The 20855-nt window shown below is 72.6% G+C and carries 18 protein-coding genes; 8 read left to right on the forward strand and 10 right to left on the reverse strand.

Going from position 1 to position 20855, the window contains the following annotated elements:
• Positions 1–528 precede the first annotated feature (528 nt).
• Positions 529–828 carry a hypothetical protein gene (locus FZ103_RS01145; protein ID WP_343233322.1) on the forward strand — a complete coding sequence of 100 codons (300 nt, stop codon included), beginning with the start codon at positions 529–531 and terminating at the stop codon, positions 826–828.
• Between the two features lie 84 nt (positions 829–912).
• Positions 913–1671 (forward strand): hypothetical protein, encoded by a 759-nt coding sequence (locus FZ103_RS01150; RefSeq protein WP_255429685.1) that lies wholly within the window; start codon positions 913–915, stop codon positions 1669–1671.
• A gap of 59 nt (positions 1672–1730) precedes the next feature.
• On the opposite strand, the gene FZ103_RS01155 is transcribed toward FZ103_RS01150, so the two are convergent.
• On the reverse strand, positions 1731–2990 hold the full coding sequence (locus tag FZ103_RS01155; RefSeq protein WP_343233323.1) for a DUF5685 family protein: 1260 nt from the start codon (positions 2988–2990) through the stop codon (positions 1731–1733).
• A gap of 165 nt (positions 2991–3155) precedes the next feature.
• Here FZ103_RS01155 and FZ103_RS01160 point away from each other — a divergent pair, with 165 nt between their 5' ends.
• The 3 genes from FZ103_RS01160 to FZ103_RS01170 all read left to right on the forward strand — a co-directional run bounded on the left by FZ103_RS01160 (position 3156) and on the right by FZ103_RS01170 (position 7032).
• A complete protein-coding gene (locus tag FZ103_RS01160; RefSeq protein ID WP_186355627.1) occupies positions 3156–3569 on the forward strand; it encodes a (deoxy)nucleoside triphosphate pyrophosphohydrolase in 414 nt (137 codons plus the stop codon).
• Positions 3570–3721: 152 nt separating this feature from the next.
• On the forward strand, positions 3722–5608 hold the full coding sequence (typA, locus tag FZ103_RS01165) for a translational GTPase TypA (protein WP_155998134.1): 1887 nt from the start codon (positions 3722–3724) through the stop codon (positions 5606–5608).
• A 245-nt stretch (positions 5609–5853) separates the two neighbouring features.
• Complete coding sequence (locus FZ103_RS01170) at positions 5854–7032, forward strand: FAD-dependent monooxygenase (RefSeq protein WP_155998135.1); 1179 nt, start codon at positions 5854–5856, stop codon at positions 7030–7032.
• A 108-nt stretch (positions 7033–7140) separates the two neighbouring features.
• Here the strand turns inward: FZ103_RS01170 and FZ103_RS01175 are convergent, their stop codons facing one another.
• The 4 genes from FZ103_RS01175 to FZ103_RS01190 all read right to left on the reverse strand — a co-directional run bounded on the left by FZ103_RS01175 (position 7141) and on the right by FZ103_RS01190 (position 12101).
• Positions 7141–7941, reverse strand: coding sequence for a succinate dehydrogenase/fumarate reductase iron-sulfur subunit (locus FZ103_RS01175; RefSeq protein WP_155998136.1), 801 nt, complete (start codon positions 7939–7941; stop codon positions 7141–7143).
• Positions 7941–9875: a fumarate reductase/succinate dehydrogenase flavoprotein subunit gene (locus FZ103_RS01180; RefSeq protein WP_155998137.1), complete on the reverse strand. Its 1935-nt coding sequence runs from the start codon at positions 9873–9875 to the stop codon at positions 7941–7943. The genes FZ103_RS01175 and FZ103_RS01180 overlap by 1 nt, the downstream gene beginning before the upstream one ends.
• Before the next feature lie 100 nt (positions 9876–9975).
• Entirely contained in the window at positions 9976–10794 is an 819-nt protein-coding gene (locus FZ103_RS01185; RefSeq protein ID WP_155998138.1) for a hypothetical protein, read from the reverse strand.
• 365 nt (positions 10795–11159) lie between these two features.
• Positions 11160–12101, reverse strand: coding sequence for a LysR family transcriptional regulator (locus FZ103_RS01190; protein WP_155998139.1), 942 nt, complete (start codon positions 12099–12101; stop codon positions 11160–11162).
• 79 nt (positions 12102–12180) lie between these two features.
• Between FZ103_RS01190 and FZ103_RS01195 the strand changes: the two genes are divergently transcribed.
• The 3 genes from FZ103_RS01195 to FZ103_RS01205 are packed head-to-tail and all read left to right on the forward strand — an operon-like array spanning position 12181 to position 15569.
• Positions 12181–12882, forward strand: coding sequence for a succinate dehydrogenase cytochrome b subunit (locus FZ103_RS01195; protein ID WP_186355628.1), 702 nt, complete (start codon positions 12181–12183; stop codon positions 12880–12882).
• Positions 12883–14823, forward strand: a complete 1941-nt coding sequence (locus tag FZ103_RS01200) for a fumarate reductase/succinate dehydrogenase flavoprotein subunit (protein WP_155998140.1) — start codon at positions 12883–12885, stop codon at positions 14821–14823.
• The gene (locus FZ103_RS01205; RefSeq protein WP_186355629.1) at positions 14820–15569 is read left to right on the forward strand and encodes a succinate dehydrogenase/fumarate reductase iron-sulfur subunit; all 750 of its coding nucleotides are present in this window, start codon (positions 14820–14822) and stop codon (positions 15567–15569) included. Before FZ103_RS01200 ends, FZ103_RS01205 begins: the two co-directional genes overlap by 4 nt.
• Positions 15570–15653: 84 nt before the next feature.
• On the opposite strand, the gene FZ103_RS01210 is transcribed toward FZ103_RS01205, so the two are convergent.
• The 5 genes from FZ103_RS01210 to FZ103_RS01230 form a co-directional block, all read right to left on the reverse strand.
• Positions 15654–16328 (reverse strand): TrmH family RNA methyltransferase, encoded by a 675-nt coding sequence (locus FZ103_RS01210; RefSeq protein WP_394350065.1) that lies wholly within the window; start codon positions 16326–16328, stop codon positions 15654–15656.
• 35 nt (positions 16329–16363) lie between these two features.
• Positions 16364–16738 carry a hypothetical protein gene (locus tag FZ103_RS01215; RefSeq protein WP_186355630.1) on the reverse strand — a complete coding sequence of 125 codons (375 nt, stop codon included), beginning with the start codon at positions 16736–16738 and terminating at the stop codon, positions 16364–16366.
• Positions 16739–16839: 101 nt separating this feature from the next.
• Positions 16840–17238, reverse strand: a complete 399-nt coding sequence (locus FZ103_RS01220) for a DUF3054 domain-containing protein (RefSeq protein ID WP_155998141.1) — start codon at positions 17236–17238, stop codon at positions 16840–16842.
• Positions 17239–17775: 537 nt separating this feature from the next.
• On the reverse strand, positions 17776–18135 hold the full coding sequence (locus FZ103_RS01225; protein WP_155998142.1) for a hypothetical protein: 360 nt from the start codon (positions 18133–18135) through the stop codon (positions 17776–17778).
• A gap of 424 nt (positions 18136–18559) precedes the next feature.
• Positions 18560–20809, reverse strand: coding sequence for a prolyl oligopeptidase family serine peptidase (locus FZ103_RS01230; RefSeq protein ID WP_155998143.1), 2250 nt, complete (start codon positions 20807–20809; stop codon positions 18560–18562).
• Positions 20810–20855: the final 46 nt, after the last annotated feature.

The raw sequence follows: 20855 nt of genomic DNA on the forward strand, positions 1-20855 counted from the left end.
GCTGTGCCGGCCGGCTCCCGGGGCGGACGCATCCCCCCGCCGCCACCGCGCTCCAGTGGGACGGCCGTCGCCGCAGCCGGCGGTACACGGTCGCGCTCCGCCGGGCTCCCCGATCCCACCGGATTCCCTTCGGAACGCCGCACCGCCTCACCCTCCCCGATCGGCCGCCGCCAGGTGCCCGATCGGCCGGTGTCGGCGTTCCCCACCCTCAGCCACCTGTGACGCCGGCGCTCCTGCCTTCCCCCCGGGGAACGTCGGCCTCCTCGGGCGCCGGCCCCGGCCGGCGCCCGAGGACTTTCCCGCGCCGCCCGGATCCGGCCGCGCTCCGCCGCGAGCCGACCCGCCTGCCCGTGGCGCCCCCGCCCCGGTGACCGACCTGTGATCCAATCGAAGTCGTCCGTTTGCGGTCGCCCGAATCAGGGGATTGACGACGGCGACGGCGGGCCTCCCCCGCCGTCCGCACCATGCCGCAACGCCGCCGCAGCGGGCCCCTCGCCCGCAGGTGCCGACAGGAAAGGTCTCTCGTCCGTGGGTACCCTCTCGACGATCTCCGCTGCAGCCCCCGCCACCCCCGCCCAGGCCGCCTCCCGGTTGCGGGACCTGCTCACCGAGTCCGGCGGGCACCGGGTCTACGGCAGCGCGCTGGGACCCGTCGCGCTGCTGTCCGTGCGCAGAGGGCTCACGGTGTGGTGCTGGGGAGGGTTCTTCCGCTGGCGCGAAGACGGAGGCGCCCAGGTCACCCACCCCGCGGCCGACCCCGAGGGCGCCGCGCGCCGACTCGGCTCCGGACACCGCACCCACGCCGAGCCGGCGCGCCGCGCGGCCTGATGCGGTAGGCCTCCGCCCGCGGCGGGCGCGTGCCCGCGCTGCTCCGAGCGAGGCGGCCGGACACTCGCATGTAGCATCCCCGGCATGACTCCGCTGAGCAGGACCCTGGCCCGGCGCCCCGAGCCGCCGATGGGCGGGGAGCCGGCGCCCTTCCCCGGTCGCTGGCTCGGCGGCATCAGCTGCATCGCGGGCCCGCTAGCGGTGCTGACCGGGGTGCTGCTCCGCGTGCGGTTCGACTTCTTCTTCCCGGCCCAGTTGGCGGCCTACGACCGGCACCCGGGCCTGATGGCGTGGTCCTACGGTGCGTTCGCCGTCGGCATGGTCCTGCTCGTCCCCGCTGTCCTCACGCTGGCCGCGCGCATCGCCGCCACCCGGCCGTCCTGGGCGCTGTGGGGCGCCGCCGCGGCCATAGCGGGCCTGTGCGCCCGGCTGTTCCACGCCGGTGTGGACCACATGGCGTTCCAACTCGTCCGGGTCCAGGGTTATAGCGCCGCGCACGACGCGGTGGCCGAGTCCTACACCGCGTTCTACCCGCTGCAGGTCCTCAACCCGCTGATCATGGCCGGCTGGGTCGTGCTGGCGGTGGGCGCCTTCCTGTCCGGAGCGATGGGCCTGGCGAGATCGGCGGCTCTGGGGTCGATGGCGGCCCTGATGATCGGCGTGCTGAAGGGAACCACCCTCACCAGCGTGGCCGTCACCTCCGCGCTGTGCTTCGCGCTGATCCCGTTGGGGATCGCGGTGCTCCGCGCCGGTCCGGCTCCGTCGCCGCGCGCCGTCGCGGGGTGGTCGGCGGGAGCGGTCGCGGCCTTGGGGCTGCTGTACTTCCTCGGCACCGCCGGCTGAGCGCCCCTGCTACGCCCCGACCAGAACCCGGGTCGTGCTCGCCCCATCCTGAACAGGGCTCAGCCGCAGTCGCAGTCGCAGCAGTCGCAGCCGCCGCCGTCCCCGTCGCCGCCACCACTCCGGCCGCCGCAGCCGCCGCAGTCGCAGTCGCAGTCGCACCAGCCGTCCCGCCGCTTGCCCGACCAGGGGCCCGGATGCGGGTCGCGGCAGCACTGCTGGCAGGTGCAGCACATCCACAGGGCCACGCAGCCCCCGGCGAGGAGTCCGCGCTTCTTCGGCGGCTCGTAGATCCTCGGGGTCTCGCACCTGCAGTTGCAGCAGCAGCCGCCCTGGTCCGGGCTCGGCCGGTAGCCGTTGTCCGGCCGGCCTCCGCCGCCCCCGTCCGACACCTCGACCGGGCCGAACAGGCCGGGATAGGTCTCGCCCTGTTCCCGGCCGCTGCCGTGGCCGGGCGGCGGACCCGGTCGGCCCGCGGCGGAGAACACCCGCGACACCGACCGCCGCAGTTCGTGTACCAGCAGCGCGTGCACCAGTCGCCCGTCGCGGAACCGGGCATCGCGCAGGGCGAGCTCGACGCCCGCAGCCGCGTCCCCGCACAACCGGTGCACCTCCGCCAGCGGGGTCCCCGTCGCGGTGACGGGGTTCCACGCCCCGGCCGCGCGGTCGGCCTCGCGGTCCTCCACCGCATCCAGCAGATGGGCGATGCGCCCGAACAGCCGCCCGGCCTCGCGCAGCGGTTCGCGGTTGTCCCGGCACCCCGCCAGCACCGCCGTGTGCGCGAACGCCTCGCCGGTGGCGAACTCGGTGGGCCGCGTGGCGGCGAGGAGGTCCGCGTCCCGCTCGGCCGCCGCCTCCGCCTCCTGCTGCCCGTCCAACGCGGCCACCAGCACCCCGCCGTCGAACCCCAGCTCGCCGCCCCCGGAGTGCGCCGCGCGCTCCCAGCGCTCGGCCACCCCGCGGGCCAGGACCCGCACCGGCCGCCGCGCGTAGACGCCGTCGCCGTCGTCGATGTGGTCGCCGATCTTGGCCGCGGCCAGCAGCAGCGACACCGCCGCCGCCAGCCGCGCCCCGGGACCCTCGGCGACGTCGGCGCGGCGCATCCCGCGCAGCGGGCACGGCCCGGCTGCGCGGGTGGCGGCCGCCGGCTGCTGTGCGGCGGTCAGCGCCGACACCACCAGCCCGTCGTAGTTGGTCGCCGCCCGCGCGAGCTGGCCGTGGCCGTCGCGCAGCGCCAGGCACAGCCCGCACAGGTGGGACATCCACGAGGCCGCGAGGTCGCCGGGCAGGCTGTGGCGGCACGGGCGCAGGATTCCGAACACCGGCGGGCTCCAATCGGTCGCGGAGGGGCGGACACGTCTTTGATGCGGCGGGCCCGCGGCGCGTTCCCGGGCAACCGCCTGCGAGCCCGGCCCCGGTCCCCGCCCACCCGATCCGCCCCCGCCCCGCCGCCCGGCCGCGGCTCGGGCTCGGGCTAATGTTGGCGCGTGCCACACACGCAGATCGTCGTGGGCGCCGCGATCATCCGGGACGGCGCCGTGCTCGCCGCCCAGCGGTCCCACCCTCCGCTGATGCGCGGCCGCTGGGAGCTGCCCGGCGGCAAGGTCGATCCCGGCGAGTCCGACACCGACGCCCTCGTGCGCGAGTGCGAGGAGGAGCTGGGGGTGCGCATCGCTCCGCTGCGCCGCATCGGCGGCGACGTCTCCTTCCCCGTGCGCGCCGACAGCCCCGCCGCCCTGTTGCGGGTGTGGCTCGCCGAGCTGCCCGCGGGCCAGCCCGAGCCCCGCGCGCTGGAGCACCTCTCGCTGCGCTGGCTGCGCGCCGACGCCCTCTCCGGCGTCGACTGGCTGCCGGCCGACGTCCCCTTCCTCGAGGAGATCCGGCCGCATCTGGGCGGCTGAGCCCGCTGCGGTTCGGGCCGCCCGCATGTCCGCATCAGCCCCGGTTCCGGGCTGACCAGCCGTTTCCCCGGGTACTCGGCGGCCCCGCATAGACTGAAGACCGTGCCGCGGGAGTCGCGGCTCTTCCCAGCAGATGAGATCGAGACACTCGCATGTCCAGCGCCACGCCTGTCGAAGGCTCCGCACGTAGGACTGACATCCGCAACGTCGCCATCGTCGCCCATGTCGACCACGGCAAGACCACCCTCGTCGACGCCATGCTCTGGCAGTCGGGCGTCTTCCGGGAGAACCAGGACGTCGACGAGCGCGTGATGGACTCCAACGACCTGGAGCGCGAGAAGGGCATCACCATTCTCGCGAAGAACACGGCGATCCACTACACCAAGCCCGAGGGCGACGACGTCGTCATCAACATCATCGACACCCCCGGCCACGCCGACTTCGGCGGCGAGGTCGAGCGCGGCCTGTCCATGGTCGACGGCGTGGTGCTGCTGGTCGACGCCAGCGAGGGGCCGCTGCCCCAGACCCGGTTCGTGCTGCGCAAGGCGCTGGCGGCCAAACTGCCGGTGATCCTGGTCATCAACAAGGTCGACCGGCCCGACAGCCGCATCGCCGAGGTCGTCGACGACGCCTACGAGCTGTTCCTCGACCTCGACGCCGACGAGTCCCAGATCGAGTTCCCGATCGTCTACGCCTGCGCCCGCGACGGCAAGGCCTCCCTGGAGCGCCCCGCCGACGGCGACGTGCCGGCCAACCCCGACCTCGTTCCGCTGTTCCACACCATCCTCGACACGGTGCCCGCCCCGGAGTACACCCCCGGCGCCCCGCTGCAGGCCCACGTCACCAACCTCGACGCCTCGCCGTTCCTGGGCCGCCTGGCGCTGTGCCGGGTGCGCCAGGGCGAGATCCGCAAGGGCCAGCAGGTCGCCTGGATCAAGGGCGACGGCAGCGTGCAGTCGGTGCGCATCACCGAGCTGCTGATGACCGCCGGACTGGAGCGCAAGCCCGCCGAGAAGGCCGGCCCCGGCGACATCATCGCCATCGCCGGCATCCCCGACATCATGATCGGCGAGACCCTGGCCGACCCCGACGATCCGCGCCCGCTGCCGCTGATCACCGTCGACGAGCCGGCCATCTCCATGACCATCGGCACCAACACCTCGCCGCTGGTGGGCCGGGTCAAGGGCGCCAAGGTCACCGCCCGCCTGGTCAAGGACCGCCTGGACCGCGAGACGATCGGCAACGTCAGCCTGCGCGTGCTGCCCACCGAGCGCCCCGACACCTGGGAGGTCCAGGGCCGCGGCGAGCTCGCGCTGGCGATCCTGGTCGAGCAGATGCGCCGCGAGGGCTACGAGCTGACCGTGGGCAAGCCGCAGGTGGTCACCCGCGAGATCGACGGCAAGCTGCACGAGCCCGTCGAGCGGCTGACCGTCGACGCGCCCGAGGACTACCTGGGCGCCATCACCCAGATGCTCAGCGTCCGCAAGGGCCGCATGGAGCAGATGACCAACCACGGCACCGGCTGGGTGCGGATGGACTGGCTCGTGCCCTCCCGCGGCCTGATCGGCTTCCGCACCGAGTTCCTCACCGAGACCCGCGGCACCGGCATCGCCCACCACGTCTTCGAGGGCTTCGAGCCCTGGTTCGGCGACCTGCGCACCCGCCCCACCGGGTCGCTGGTGGCCGACCGCACCGGCAAGGCCATGACCTTCGCGATGTTCAACCTCCAGGAGCGCGGCGTGCTGTTCGTCGAGCCGGGCACCGAGGTCTACGAGGGCATGGTCGTGGGCGAGAACTCCCGCGCCGACGACATGGACGTCAACATCACCAAGGAGAAGAAGCTCACCAACGTGCGCTCCTCCACCGGCGAGGAGCTGGAGCGCCTGGTGCCGCCGCGCAGGCTCTCGCTGGAGCAGGCCCTGGAGTTCTGCCGCGAGGACGAGTGCGTCGAGGTGACGCCGGACGCGGTGCGCATCCGCAAGGTCGTCCTCGACGCCAAGGAGCGCGGCCGCATGGCGGCGCACAAGAAGCGGGGCTGAGCCCGGCCGCCACCCGCCGCCGCCTGCAACGGGGACCTGGCCACCCGGTCGGCTCCGCGAACGGGCGCCGGCGGGTGCGCGGGTGTGGGCGAAACGGGCCTCCGCGGGCGGATCGGGCGGCGCTGTCCACAGGAATCCGGTGTTCCGTAGCGCCGTCGGGCACCCGCCCCTAACCTTGGGGCAGCAGGGTTCCCGGCACCGCATCGGCCCGGGGCCGCTCGTCGACACCCCCGGAGGACGGGCCCATGGCACAGCCGCACGCCGTCGTCGTCGGGGGCGGCCTAGGCGGGCTGGCCGCGGCGCTCGCCCTCCAGCGGGTCGGCTGGGCGGTGACCGTCTGCGAGCGGGCACCCGGATTGGAGCCCGCCGAGATCGCGCTGGCGCTCGCCCCCAACGCGCTGCGCGCCCTCGACACCCTCGGTATCGGCGCGGACCTCCGCGCCCACTCCGCGCAGCAGGGCATCGCCGCCATCCGCCGCCGCGACGGCCGCTGGATCCTGCGCGTCTCCGCCGAGCGCACCCGCGAGCGGTTCGGCGACCCCGTGTGCGTGGTGCGCCGCGGCGAGCTGTGCCGGCTGCTGCTGGAGCGGCTGCCGGCCGAGGCCGTCCGCACGGCGGCCACCGCCACCGCGATCGAGCCCGGCGACACCCGCCGCCCCGCCCGCGTTGTCACCGGTGCCGGCGAGCACACGGCCGACCTGGTGGTGCTGGCCGACGGCGCGCGCTCGGCGCTGCGCCACGAGCTGTTCCTGGAGCATCCCGGCGCGGTCTACGCCGGGTTCGCCTGCTGGAGCGCGATCGTGCCCCGGCCCGAGCGCGCCATGGCCTTCGGCGAGAGCTGGGGGCGCGGCGGCGCGGCCGGAGTGCTGCCGCTCAGCGGCGGCGAAGCCTACTGCTTCGCCACGGGCAACACCCCCGCGGGCGGGCGCTCCACCGACGAGCACGCCGAACTGGCCCGCCGCGTCGAGGGGTGGCACGATCCCCTGCCGCGGCTGGTGGCGGCGGCCCGGCCGGAGTCGGTGGTGCGCACCGACGTCTGGCACATCGACACCCCGCTGCCCGCCTACCACAAGGGCCGCGTCGCGCTGGTGGGCGACACCGCGCACGCCATGACCCCCAACCTGGGCCAGGGCGCCGGCCAGGCCGTCGAGGACGCGGTCGTGCTGGCCCACCACGTCAGCGGATCGGTCGCCTACGTGCCCACCGCGCTGCAGTCCTACACCGCGGCCCGGCTGCCGCGCACGAGCACCCTGGTGCAGCGCTCCGCCCAGCTGGCCGAGGCCGTGCAGAGCGAGTCGCCCCTGGCCGCCCGCGTGCGCGACCTGGCGGCGGCGGCCGTGGGGGCGGCGGCGCCCGGGGTGCTCGCCCGCTACACCCGGCCGGTCGACGACTGGCGCCCGCCCGCGGCGGCCCGCCGGGGCTGAGTCCGCCGCGGCCGCGGGTCCGCACCCGCGGATCGGGCGCGAGGGCCGACCGCGCATGCGCGCCGGGACAGCGGGCGGGCGCGCCCCGATCGGAGCGCGCCCGGGGCCTCACTGCTCCGGGGAGGAGGTGCGCTTGCGGGTGTTGGGCGGGACGGGGGTGTCGGCGCCCTTGCGCAGCCCGATCTTGGAGCCCAGCCACACCAGCGGGTCGTACTGGCGGTCGGCCACGCGCTCCTTCAGCGGAATCAGCGCGTTGTCGGTGATGTGGATCTGCTCGGGGCAGACCTCGGTGCAGCACTTGGTGATGTTGCAGTAGCCCAGCCCGAACTCCTCCTGGGAGATCTTCCGGCGGTCGGCCGTGTCCTCGGGATGCATCTCCAGCTCCGCCGCGCGCATGAGGAAGCGGGGGCCGGCAAAGGCCTCCTTGTTCTCCTCGTGGTCGCGGATGACGTGGCAGACGTCCTGGCACAGGAAGCACTCGATGCACTTGCGGAACTCCTGCATCCGCTGCACGTCCTCCTGCTGCATGCGGAAGTCTCCGGGCTCGGAGTCCGGCGACGGGGTGAAGGAGGGGATCTCCCGCGCCTTCTGGTAGTTGAAGGACACGTCGCACACCAGGTCGCGGATGACCGGGAAGGTGCGCATCGGGGTGACGGTGATGCTCTCCTCGGGCTCGAAGGTGCTCATCCGGGCCATGCACGCCAGGCGGGGGCGGCCGTTGATCTCGACCGAGCAGGAGCCGCACTTGCCGGCCTTGCAGTTCCAGCGCACGGCCAGGTCGGGGCACTGGGTGGCCTGCAGGCGGTGCAGGACGTCGAGGACGACCTCGCCCTCGTTCACCTCGACCTCGTACTGCGCCAGTCCGCCTTCGCCGCCGCCGCGCCAGACGTGGAACGTCCGCTTGGTCATCACTTGTCCTCCTTCGCGGTCTCGGAGCCGCCGGACCGCGGTGCGGGGGGCATCTCCTCCTCGGTGAGGTACTTGCCCAGCTCTTCGCGGTCGAACAGTTCCATCAGGTCCGGGCGCAGCGGGTCGAGGGGCCGGCGCCGCAGCCGGATGCCGCCCTCGCGCAGCGAGGCGACCAGGTTGACCCGCCGCCACTCCGCGGACATGGCGGGGAAGTCGTCGCGGGTGTGGCCCCCGCGCGACTCTTCGCGCATCAGCGCGGCGCGGGCCACGGCCTCCGAGACCAGCAGCATGTTGCGCAGGTCCAGGGTCAGGTGCCAGCCGGGGTTGTAGATCGTGTCGCCCTCGGCGCGCACCCCGGCGACGCGTTCGCGCAGCTTGTCCAGCGACTCCAGCGCCTGCTCGATCTCGCTGCCGCGCCGGATGATGCCGACCAGGTCGTTCATGGTCTGCTGGATCTCCTGCTGCAGCTGGTAGGGGTTCTCGCCGGTCTCGCGCTCGAAGGGAGCGGCGGCCTCCGCCCGGAGGCGCTCGACCGCGGCGTCGTCGATGCCGGGGCGGTCCTCGCCGAGCCCGTCGAGGTAGGAGGCGGCGCCCAGGCCGCTGCGGCGTCCGAAGACGAGCAGGTCCGACAGGGAGTTGCCGCCCAGCCGGTTGGAGCCGTGCATGCCGCCGGCGACCTCGCCGGCGGCGAACAGCCCGGGCACGACCGAGGCGCCGGTGTCGGCGTCGACCTCGACCCCGCCCATGACGTAGTGGCAGGTCGGACCGACCTCCATGGGGCCGGCCGTGATGTCGACGTCGGCCAGCTCCTTGAACTGGTGGTACATCGAGGGCAGCCGCCGCATGATCTCCTCGGCGGGCAGCCGGGTGGACACGTCCAGGAACACCCCGCCGTGCGGCGACCCGCGCCCCTGCTTGACCTCGTTGTTGATGGCCCGGGCGACCTCGTCGCGCGGCAGCAGCTCGGGCGGGCGGCGGTGGTTGGCCGGATCGGCGTACCAGCCGTCGGCCTCCTCCTCGGTCTCGGCGTACTGGTCGCGGAACACGTCGGGCACGTAGTCGAACATGAACCGGCGGCCCTCGGAGTTGCGCAGCACCCCGCCGTCGCCGCGCACCGACTCGGTGACCAGGATGCCCTTCACCGACGGCGGCCAGACCATGCCGGTGGGGTGGAACTGCACGAACTCCATGTTCAGCAGCGTGGCCCCGGCGCGCAGCGCCAAGGCGTGGCCGTCGCCGGTGTACTCCCAGGAGTTGGAGGTGACCTTGAACGACCTGCCGATGCCGCCGGTGGCCAGGATGACCGCCGGAGCCTCGAACACCAGGAAGTCGCCGGTCTCGCGGATGTAGGCGAAGGCGCCGGAGACGCGGCTGCCCTCCGCGCCCGGTTCGCCGTCGAGCAGCAGTTCGGTGACGGTCGTCTCGGGGAACACCCGCAGCATCGCCTCGGGATCGCCGAACTCGGCGGCGTCGGCCTGCTGGAGCTGGACGACGCGCTGCTGGAGGGTGCGGATCATCTCCAGGCCGGTGCGGTCGCCGACGTGGGCCAGCCGCGGGTACTCGTGGCCGCCGAAGTTGCGCTGGCTGATGCGGCCGTCGGGCGTGCGGTCGAACAGGGCGCCCCAGTACTCCAGCTCCAGGATGCGCTGAGGGGCCTCCTTGGCGTGCAGCTCGGCCATGCGCGGGTTGTTCATGAACTTTCCGCCGCGGATGGTGTCGCGGAAGTGCACCTGCCATTGGTCGCTGCTGTTGACGTTGCCCAGCGCGGCGGCGGCGCCTCCCTCGGCCATGACCGTGTGGGCCTTGCCGAAGAGGGACTTGGAGATGACGGCGGTCTTCTTGCCCTGCTGTCGGGCCTCGATCGCGGCGCGCAGACCCGCGCCGCCGGCCCCGATCACGACGACGTCGTAGCTGTGCCGTGTTGTCTCGGACATCTTCCTGACTTTCGGTTGCGCCGGTATCGGCGGTGGTCGCGCAGTGCTGCGGCGGTGCGCCGGATACCCGCGGTTGGGGGTCGGCTCGGTGGGACGCGGACTAGTTGTAGATCCGCGGATCGGTGATGGTCCCGCTCGCGACGAGTGCGACGTAGAGGTCCGCGATTACCAGGGTGCCCAGCGTGACCCAGGCCCATAGCATGTGCCGGCTGTTCATCCGGGAGATCTGCGTCCACATCCAGTAGCGCACGGGCCTGCCGCTGAAGCTGTTCAGCCGCCCGCCGAAGACGTGCCGGCAGGAGTGGCAGCTGAGCGTGTAGACCCACAGCAGCACCACGTTGCCGATGAGGATGAGGTTGCCCAGCCCGATTCCGAAGCCGCCTTCGCGCCCGTGGAACAGCGCGAGCGCCGCGTCGTAGGTGTTGATCACCGCGATCAGCGCGGCGGCGTAGAAGAAGTAGCGGTGCAGGTTCTGGCCGATCATCGGAAAGCGGGACTCGCCGGTGTAGCGGCCGTGCGGTTCGCGCACGGCGCAGGCGGTCGGGGCCTGCCAGAACGAGCGGTAATAGGCCTTGCGGTAGTAGTAGCAGGTGAACCGGAAGAGCAGCAGGAACGGCAGGCTGAACAGCGCGTAGGGCAGGAACCAGGGGAACTCCCAGGGCAGGGTGCCCAAATGCGCCGAGCCGGGGGCGCACGAGGCCGACAGGCACGGCGAGTAGAACGGCGTCAGGTAGCCGTAGTCGGCCACCCAGTAGTGGTCCTGCTGCAGCACGCGCACCAGGCCGTAGACCAGGAACGCGGTCAGGCCCAGCACGGTCCACAGCGGCGGAGTCCACCAGCGGTCGGTGCGCAGGGTCCGCGCGGAGATACGGGGTCGCTTGAGTCCGGCCCGCTCCGGCGGGGGAAGCGTCGATGTCATTTTCGCTGCGTCTCCATCTTGGCGCGGGCGGCCCCAGCGATGGCGGAGCGCGGGGCGCGGGCCGCTCCCGCAGCCGTCTGATCAGGCAGTGCGGATGGGTTAGGGAAGCCACGTTAGGCCGCAGCGATCACGAATTCAGCTCGAAATTTACGCGAAATGCATGTGAAAAATGCCACTGCCGAAATCCGCCGGCGGTGTGTTTATGGCGAATCGGGGCTGAAAGTGGCCTTTGGGGTCTAAGGGCTTTTTGTTGCGAACGGCCCGCTCTGACCGTTATGCGAAGGTAAGGCCAGCCTTCATGAATAGAATTTATCGCATTTCCGCGGCCGGCGGTTCCGTCCGGCGCGCGTTGCGCGGGCAGGCCCTCAGGGGTTCAGGCCCGCGATGACCTCCAGGTCCTCGCCCAGGTCGTCGCGCGTGAGATGGGTGAGGTAGGCCATGAGGTGGCGCCGGAAGGCGCGGGCGGTGTGGGAGGGGTCGACGTCCTTGCGGTGGGCCAGCGCGATCGTGCGCAGCAGCCGCGGCTGGGCCAGCGGCGTGCCGCGCAGCCCGGGCCGGTTCTTCAGCACCATGCTCGGCACCACCGCGATGCCCAGGCCCGCCTCGACGAAGCGCAGCACCGCGTCCATCTCGCCGCCCTCCACCGCCAGCCGCGGCTCGAAGCCGGCGGCGCGGCAGGCGTGCAGGGTCGCCTCGCGCACATCGTAGCCGTGGCGGAACATCACCAGCGGCCGATCGCGCAGATCGGTGATGCGCATCGACGCGCGCTGGGTGGGCGGCGGCGCGTCGGCGGCGTGCACCACCACCAGGTTCTCGCGCAGGATCGGGGTGGTCACGAACGCCGGGTCGCTGCTTTGCAGCGGCAGGATGATCAGCGCCAGGTCCAGCTCGCCGCGGCCCAGAGCGCGGATGAGGTCGCGCGAACCGCTCTCCTCCACCTGCAGTTCGACGCCGGGGAAGCGGTCGTGGAACCCCGCCAGCGCCTCGGCGAGCAGGCCGGCGCACAGCGACGGGGTGGCGCCCAGCCGCAGCCGGCCGCGCCGCATCCCGGCCAACTGCTGGACCTCGTGCCGCGCCGTCTCCATGTCGGCGACCATCCGCTGGGCCAGCGGGAGGAGCGCCTCGCCGGCGGGTGTGAGTGTGATATTTCCCCGGGCCCGGCTGAACAGGGAGGCCCCCAGCTCCTCCTCGAGGTTGCGGATCTGCCGGCTCAGGCTCGGCTGCGCGACGTGCGAAACCTCGGCTGCGCGGGTGAAATGGCGCGTCTCGGCCACCGCGAGGAAGTACGCCAGCTGCTGGAACTGCATGACCATAGCCTACGGCTATCGTCACCAGCTCTCTGATGACTTAGACGTTCTTCTTTATCAAGACTTAAAGTGACGAGCTGTGGCGAACAGTACCCTGACCAAGCAGCGATCGGAGGCACTCGGCTCCACGGTGGCCCTCAAGTCCGCGATGGCGGTCACCGGCGTGATCCTCGTGCTCTTCCTGATCGCCCATATGTACGGCAACCTGAACGTCTTCGCGGGCCAACAGGCCTTCGACGACTACTCCCACCACCTGCGCGAGCTGGGCGAGCCCATGCTGCCCCACGGGGGCTTCCTGTGGATCATGCGCGTGGTGCTGCTGGCGAGCGTCCTGGTCCACGCCTACGCGGCCGCCGTGCTGTGGCGGCGGGCCGGCCGCGCGCGCCCCGTGCGCTACCAGGTGACCAAGCGCGTGCAGCGCAGCTACTCCTCCTACACGATGCGCTACGGCGGCATCCTGATCGCTCTGTTCGTGGTCTTCCACGTGCTGCACCTGACGACCAACACCATCCACCCGGGCGGCGCCTCCGACAGCCCGTATGAGCGGATGGTCGCCGGCTTCCAGCCGGAGTTCTGGTACGTCACGCTCTTCTACGTCGCCTCCGTGGTGGCCGTGGGCCTCCACCTGCGGCACGGAATCTGGAGCGCCCTGACGACGCTCGGCGCCAACCGGCAGAGCCGGCAGCGCTCGCTGAACATCATCGCGACCGTGATCGCGGCGGCCCTGACGGTCGGCTTCCTGCTCACGCCGCTATCTGTGACTCTGGGGCTGGTGGAATAAATGAGGGACCTCTACACCGAAGGCGACGAGATCCGCGACGAGAAGGCACCCGCGGGCCCCATCGCCGAGCGCTGGGACAAGCGCCGCTTCTCCGCCAAGCTGGTCAACCCGGCCAACCGCCGCAAGCTGTCGGTCATCATCGTCGGCACCGGTCTGGCCGGGGCGTCGGCCGCCGCCACCCTGGGCGAGGCCGGGTACCAGGTGAAGTCCTTCTGCTACCAGGACAGCCCGCGGCGGGCGCACAGCATCGCCGCGCAGGGCGGCATCAACGCGGCCAAGAACTACCGCAACGACGGCGACAGCATCTACCGGCTGTTCTACGACACGGTCAAGGGCGGCGACTTCCGCTCGCGCGAGTCCAACGTCTACCGGCTCTCCCAGGTCAGCGTCGAGATCATCGACCAGTGCGTGGCCCAGGGCGTGCCCTTCGCGCGCGAGTACGGCGGCCTGCTCGACAACCGCTCCTTCGGCGGCGTCCAGGTCTCCCGCACCTTCTACGCCCGCGGCCAGACGGGCCAGCAGCTGCTCATCGGCGCCTACCAGGCCCTGGAGCGCCAGGTGCAGGCCGGCACCGTGGAGATGAACACCCGCCACGAGATGCTGGAGCTGATCGTCGTCGACGGGCGGGCGCGCGGCATCATCGCCCGCGACATGGTCACCGGCGAGATCGAGACGCACTTCGCCGACGCCGTCGTGCTCTCCACCGGCGGCTACGGCAACGTCTTCTACCTGTCGACCAACGCCATGGGGTGCAACGTCACCGCCACCTGGCGGGCCCACCGCAAGGGGGCCTACTTCGCCAACCCCTGCTACACCCAGATCCACCCCACCTGCATCCCCGTCAGCGGCGACTACCAGTCCAAGCTGACGCTGATGAGCGAGTCGCTGCGCAACGACGGCCGCATCTGGGTGCCCAGCCGGGCGGGCGACAGCCGCGACCCGCGCGAGATCCCCGAGGACGAGCGCGACTACTACCTGGAGCGCATCTACCCCTCCTTCGGCAACCTGGTGCCGCGCGACATCGCCTCGCGGGCGGCCAAGAACGTCTGCGACGAGGGGCGCGGCGTCGGTCCCGGCGGGCTGGGCGTCTACCTGGACTTCGCCGACGCGATCAAGCGCATGGGCCGCCCCGCCGTCGAGGCGAAGTACGGCAACCTCTTCGACATGTACCAGCGCATCACCGGCGAGAACCCCTACGAGGTGCCGATGCGCATCTACCCGGCCGTGCACTACACCATGGGCGGGCTGTGGGTCGACTACGACCTGCAGAGCAGCATCCCGGGGCTGTTCGTGACAGGTGAGGCCAACTTCTCCGACCACGGCGCAAACCGCCTGGGCGCCAGTGCGCTGATGCAGGGCCTGGCCGACGGCTACTTCGTGCTGCCCAACACCATCAACGACTACCTCGCCGGCGGGCCCTTCGAGAAGCTCGACGAGAACACGCCGGAGGCCAAGGAGGCGGCCGAAGCGGTGCGCGCGCGCATCGACAGGCTCCTCTCGGTCAACGGCGACCGCACCGTCGACTCCTTCCACAAGGAGCTCGGCCACATCATGTGGGACTACTGCGGCATGGAGCGCAACGAGGAGGGCCTGCGCAAGGCCGTCGAGCGCATCCGCGAGCTGCGCGAGGAGTTCTGGCAGAACGTCCGGGTGCTGGGCACAAACGAGGAGCTGAACCAGTCGCTGGAGAAGGCCGGCCGCGTGGCCGACTTCTTCGAGCTGGCCGAGCTGATGTGCGTCGACGCGCTGCACCGCCGTGAGTCCTGCGGCGGGCACTTCCGCTCCGAGAGCCAGACCGAGGACGGCGAGGCGCTCCGCCACGACGACGAGTTCGCCTACGTCGCCGCGTGGGAGTTCGGCGGGACCGGCGAGCCGCCCGTCCTGCACAAGGAGCCCCTGGAATACGAATACGTCGAGATGAAGCAGCGGAGCTACAAGTGAACATCACCCTGCGCGTTTGGCGCCAGAAGGGCCCCGACGACAAGGGTCGGATGGTCACCTACAAGGTCGAGGACGTCTCGCCCGACATGTCCTTCCTGGAGATGCTCGACGTCCTCAACGAGAAGCTCACCCTTGAGGGCGAGGAGCCGGTGGCCTTCGACCACGACTGCCGCGAGGGCATCTGCGGGGCGTGCGGCGTCGTCATCGACGGCGAGGCCCACGGCCCCGAGACCACCACGACCTGCCAGCTGCACATGCGCAGCTTCTCCGACGGCGACACCATCACCGTGGAGCCGTGGCGGGCCAAGGCGTTCCCGGTCATCAAGGACCTGGTCGTGGACCGCGGCTCCTTCGACCGGATCGTCCAGGCCGGCGGCTACATCAGCGCGCCGACCGGCACCGCTCCCGACGCCCACGCCATGCCGGTGCCCAAGGCCGACGCCGACCGCGCGTTCGACGCGGCCACCTGCATCGGCTGCGGCGCCTGCGTGGCCGCCTGCCCCAACGCCTCGGGCATGCTGTTCACCGCGGCGAAGGTCACCCACCTGGGCATGCTGCCCCAAGGCCAGCCCGAGCGGGAGGCCCGCGTCGTCCAGATGGTGAACCAGCACGACGAGGAGGACTTCGGCGGCTGCACCAACATCGGCGAGTGCGCCGCGGTGTGCCCCAAGGGCATCCCGCTGGACACCATCTCCCAGCTCAACCGCGACCTGCTGGGTGCGCTGACCAGCAGCCGGGCCGAATAGCGGCGAGGCCGTGCGCTCCTTCGGGGCCGTCCCGCACCCAGCGGGGCGGCCCCGATCGCGTTCGGGGGCGGGTGCGGGCGGCGGTCAGGGATGCTGGTGGAAGACGTGCGCCCGGATCCAGGCGTGCATGGCGACGGCGGCCGCCGCCCCGGCGTTGATCGAACGGGTGGATCCGTACTGGCCGATGGACAGCACCGACTCGCACACGGCGCGCGCCTCCGCCGAGAGCCCCGGGCCCTCCTGGCCGAAGACCAGTACGCAGGCGCGCGGCAGGGGGTAGGTCTCCAGCGGCACCGCGCCGGGCAGGTTGTCGACACCGATCAGCGGCAGCCCGTTGCGCTGCGCCCAATCGACCAGGTCGGCGGCGTCGGGGCGGTGGTGGACGTGCTGGTAGCGCTCGGTCACCATGGCGCCGCGGCGGTTCCACCGGCGCCGGCCCACGATGTGCACGGCGGCCGCGCCGAAGGCGTTGGCCGTGCGGACCACCGACCCGATGTTGAAGTCGTGCTCCCAGTTCTCCACGGCCACGTGGAAGGGGTGGCGCCGGGTGTCCAGGTCGGCGACGATCGCCTCGCGGCGCCAGTAGCGGTACCGGTCGACCACGTTGCGGCGGTCGCCCTCGGCGAGCAGTTCGGGATCGTAATGGTCGCCCTCGGGCCAGGGCCCCGGCCACGGTCCCACGCCGACCTCGTGGTGTGCGGGGGCCTCCGCTGCGGGCGTGCGCGGGGCGGAGGAGTCGGGAACGGCCTGGTCGGTCACGCGCCCCAGCTTAAGTGCGCGTTTACAGGCGTGGTTCAGCGGTTCAGGTCGATCCCGCCGTGGATGTCGCGGGCCTGGACCACGTTGCCGCTGACGTCGCCCTGGATGCTGTTGACGACGCCGCCCTCGGAGGCGTCGAAGTGGGGGCGCAGCTCCTCGGTGAGCCGCCGGATCTCGGGGTCGGAGGAGGCGGCGGAGTCCAGGTGCTCGGCCAGGACCTCGACGGCCTCGGCGTCCTCGTAGTCGATCTGCGCCGACTCCAGGGCCTCGCGGGCCTCGGGCTCGGCGCGGAAGCGCGCGAGCACCGCCTTGCGCAGGCCGCGCAGGGCCGCTGCGGCGTTCTCGGTCAGCGGCTCCACCGCCTTGCCCGCTACGGCGGCGGCGATGGCGATCAGCACCTGGTCGACCACGGGATCCCTCCGGGCTCGGGCGGTGGAAGGCTCGCATGAGCCGGTCCCATCGTCGCGGATCCGCGGCGGCCGCGCCAGGGGCGGCCGCAACCGGGTGCCGGTCAGCCGCTGCGGGCGCCGGCGGCGGTGCGCCCGCCGGAGCGCCGGCGCAGCAGCAGGGCGATCGCCCGCCAGCCCAGCAGGGCGGCGCTCAAGAAGAGCGCCGCGACGACCACGAACGAGAGCGGAGTCCCCCCGCCCGCCGCCGAGCGCAGCAGCATGCCCGCACCGACGGTCAGCACCAGCACGAGCACTCCGGTCGGCATCACCGCCGCCGGATTCCGCCACGGCTTCCACGGCAGGCTCGCCGCCCATCCCGCGGCCGTCCCGGCGAGGAACGGCCACAGCGTGAGCGCCACGCCGGCGGCGGTCAGCCCTTCCTCGTGGTTGATCCGGCCGATCACCACGAAGGCCAGTACGCACAGGGCGTCGAGCAGCAGGGCAGCGGGCACGAAGCGCATGCCTTCGATCGTAGGCCGTGTTTGGTGGGTCGCTGTCCTACTGCGCGGCTGCGTAGGGTAGGGATTCTCGCTCTCGCTGCGTTCTCGTCAGTCGACAGGGGGCCCGCCCTGACTCCTTCCTCGGCCTTGCGAGAGCGGCACTGGTCCCTATGGCGGCGCCCCGCGCCGGAAATCGGCGCTTCGCGCCATCGGGCGCGGGGCGCACACGAGTGCGCCGCTCGCTACGGACGGACCCACCAAACACGGCCTCGGCGTGCTCTCCGAGCAGGTCGGATAGGGCCCGGGTCGGATGGGGCCCGGGGAGCCGGCCGGCGCACTGGGGAATGGATGCGGGTCGAATACGCCGGCCGGCCTCGCGCACCCGGGCGTTGCGATGCGCGAGACTCCGGTGCCCCTGTCGGCGCCGGAGCGCTCGTGAAGCCGCTGCGCCGGTGGGGACGCCGGATGAGCACCGCAGGACCGGCGCTCCGGTCGCGTCCGCGACATTTCGGGCCTATTCCGGCCTTTCATCGCATACCGACAAGGCTCAGCGGAAGCTTAGCCCGTGAGGGGCACTGCCCCGAATTCCGGGAGACCGGGGCCGTCGCCGGGGAGAACGTCGTAGGCATCGCCTGGCAGCGCCCCGTTGCCCCGGATCGTGACCGTGAGTCCGGCCTGCCGCCGACCCGCGGTCGTGCGGTCGGCGTCCCGGGCCTGCTGCGAGGGCGATGCCGCGGCGCCGCCGCCGCCCGGGTCGCGCAGCGGGCCGGTGGCCGCATCGGCGGCGCCTTCGGCGGAGGTGAGCGCCACGTCCTGGGGGACGGCGGCGTGGTCGGCGGCCGTGGACGCGTCGGCGACGACCAGGCTGAGGGCGACGGCCGCACCGGCGAACGCCCAGACATAGGGGGACTTGCGCACTGCTGCTCTTTCCGGACTAGCGAGAGGAGGGGGACCTCCGCCGACGAGCGGGGACTCGACGGAGGTCCCGCCGGTGGCCGGCGGCCGCACGCAAAGGAGAGGGACACAGGGCCGCCGCGCCTACTCACCGACTTTCAGTGAGCGTTCGGAAACCATAAGTCATTACCGGCAGTTGCGACAGGCCGTCCTAAAACCGTGAAGATCACGGGATGTCGCGAATCACCGTGTTCGCACGAGGCCACAGGAGGCACAAGAGGCGCAGAGGACACGGAAAGGCGCCGTGCGTAGGCGTTTCCGCGACGACGCACCGATCGCCGGCGTCGTCACCCAGGGTCGCCGCAACCTGTTGAATTGGCCGGATCCGGCCACCATTCCATGGCAACCGAATGGCGAGACGGTGAACACGGTGGTGGACCGTGTTCCGCTACCCGGCCCGTCCGGCCTCCTGCGGGACGTGTGCGCCCAGGGACCGGTGCAGGAACTCCACCTGGAGCAGCAGCAGGTTCTCGGCTGTCGTCTCCTCGGAGGCCATATGGGTGATGCCCGACAGCGGCAGCACCGTGTGCGGGCGCCCCGCCGCCAGCAGCGCCGAGGACAGCCGCTGAGTGTGGGCGAAGACGACGTTGTCGTCGGCCAGGCCGTGGATGAGCAGCAACGGGCGGTGGGGCTCGCTCCAGCCCTCCAGCGCCGACGAGCGGGCGTAGTCGCCCGGGCGCCCCTGCGGCGTGCCCAGGTAGCGCTCGGTGTAGTGGGTGTCGTAGAGGTGCCAGTCGGTGACCGGCGCGCCCGCCACCGCCGCGTGGAAGACCTCGGGGCGGCGCAGCACGGCCAGCGCAGCCAGGTAGCCGCCGAAGGACCAGCCGCGGATCGCGACCCGGTCCAGGTCCAGGCAGCCGAAGCGCTTGGCCGCGTCATGCAGCGCCGTCACCTGGTCCTCCAGCACGGGTGCGGCCAGGTCGCCGTGGACGGCCTGCTCCCACTCCACGCTGATGCCCGGCGTGCCGCGCCCGTCGGCCACGACCACGGCGAAACCCTGGTCGGCGAACCACTGCGAGGTCAGGTACGCCGACCGGCTGTACAGCACCCGCTGGGCGTGCGGGCCGCCGTAGGGGTCCATCAGCACCGGCAGCCGCACACCGGCGTCCGGGTCGTACCAGGACGGCAGCACCAGCGCCGCGGGAATCCCCCGATCGCCCGCCCTCCAGAAGCGCACGCTCGGGCGGGGCAGATCGGGTGCGTGGGCGAAGCTCGCGATCTCCCCGGCGGACTCCCGCGCCGCCCCGACGCCGCCGGCGCCGGCGTCCCGCAGCAGGACCGTGCGCACGCCGTCGCTTTCCATGTCGCGCCGCTGGACGACCAGCGTGCCGCCGCGCAGGCGGCCCGAAAGCACAGCGCCCGCCTCAGCGGAGCCGCCGTCCGCGGACTCGCCCGGAACGTCGACGGCGACGGTGGTGCCGCCGCGCGAGTCCAGCAGCCACAGCCCCACCTCGCCGGGCCGCCCCGCCGGGGACGCCGTATAGAGCACGTGGTCGCCGTCGACGTCGGCGACCGACCGCAGGTAGCCGCCGTCCAGCGGTCCCATCTCCCGGCCGCCCACCAGCAGCACGCGGCGCGCGTCGCCCGCGTCGCCGCGCCCGATCCAGACCAGGTCGCCGCTCGCGGTGAACACGGGCACGCCCGGCATGATCTCCACCCACACCTCGTCGGACTCGGTGCGGACCCGCCGCACCGTCCCGGTACGCGGATCGGCGCGGAACAGCGCCAGCGTGCGCTGGTCCCGGCTCTGCGCGGTGAACACCACCTCGCCGGCCGCGGACTCGGCCGCCGCATCGCCGCCCTGCTGCCCGCCGCCGGTCGCCGTCCACCCGGCGCGGGCGACGTAGGGCAGCTCCGCGCGGTCCCATTCGAGCCAGCGCGGCTCGGCCGCGCCCTCGCCCTCCAGGCTCAGCACCGCCAGCCGCACATCGGCGTTGGGCGTGCCCGCCGCCGGGTAGGCGATCGTCTGCGCGGGCGCCTCCGGATTGGCGGGGTCGGCGATCGTCCACCGGGCGACGGGGGAGTCGTCCACCCGCGCCGCCAGCACCGCCGAGCCGTCCGGAGCCCACCACAGCCCCCGGTACCGGCTCATCTCCTCGGCCGCGACGAACTCCGCCAGCCCCCAGGCGACGCCGTCGCCGTCGGGCTCGGCCAGCACGCGATCGCCGCCGCCGAGGTCGACGACGTGCAGGGCCCCGCCGCTGACGTAGGCCACCGCACCGCCCCGCGGCGAGATCGCGGGGTCGACCACGGGCGCGACCGCGGCCGCGACCTCGCGCGGCGCGCCGCCGCCGGCCAGGTCGACGGTGTAGAGCCGCCCCGAGAGGGTGAACGCGGCGCGGGCGAACTCGCGGTCGACCGTGTAGGAGACGATGCCGCCGCCGGTCTCGCGCAGCCGCTCCCGGCGGGCGCGCTCCTCGGCGGGCAGGTCCTCGTCGCCGGCACCGACGGTGCGCGGGTCGGCGACCACCCGCTCCGCGCCGCTGTCCACCTCGCGTACCCACAGGCAGGTCGCGGTGTCGTCGCCGTCCCTGCCGCGCAGGAACGCCACCCGCCGGCCGTCCGGGGAGATCTGGAACGCGCGCGGGACACCGAGGGTGAACCGCCGCGTGCGGGCCTGTTGCCGAGGAAAGCTCATGGGTCGATTGTGGCGCATCGTGCACCGGTGCCGCGGTCGGCGCGGG

Source organism: Streptomonospora sp. PA3 (genome assembly GCF_009728995.1).
In the GTDB taxonomy this organism is placed as follows: domain Bacteria; phylum Actinomycetota; class Actinomycetes; order Streptosporangiales; family Streptosporangiaceae; genus Streptomonospora.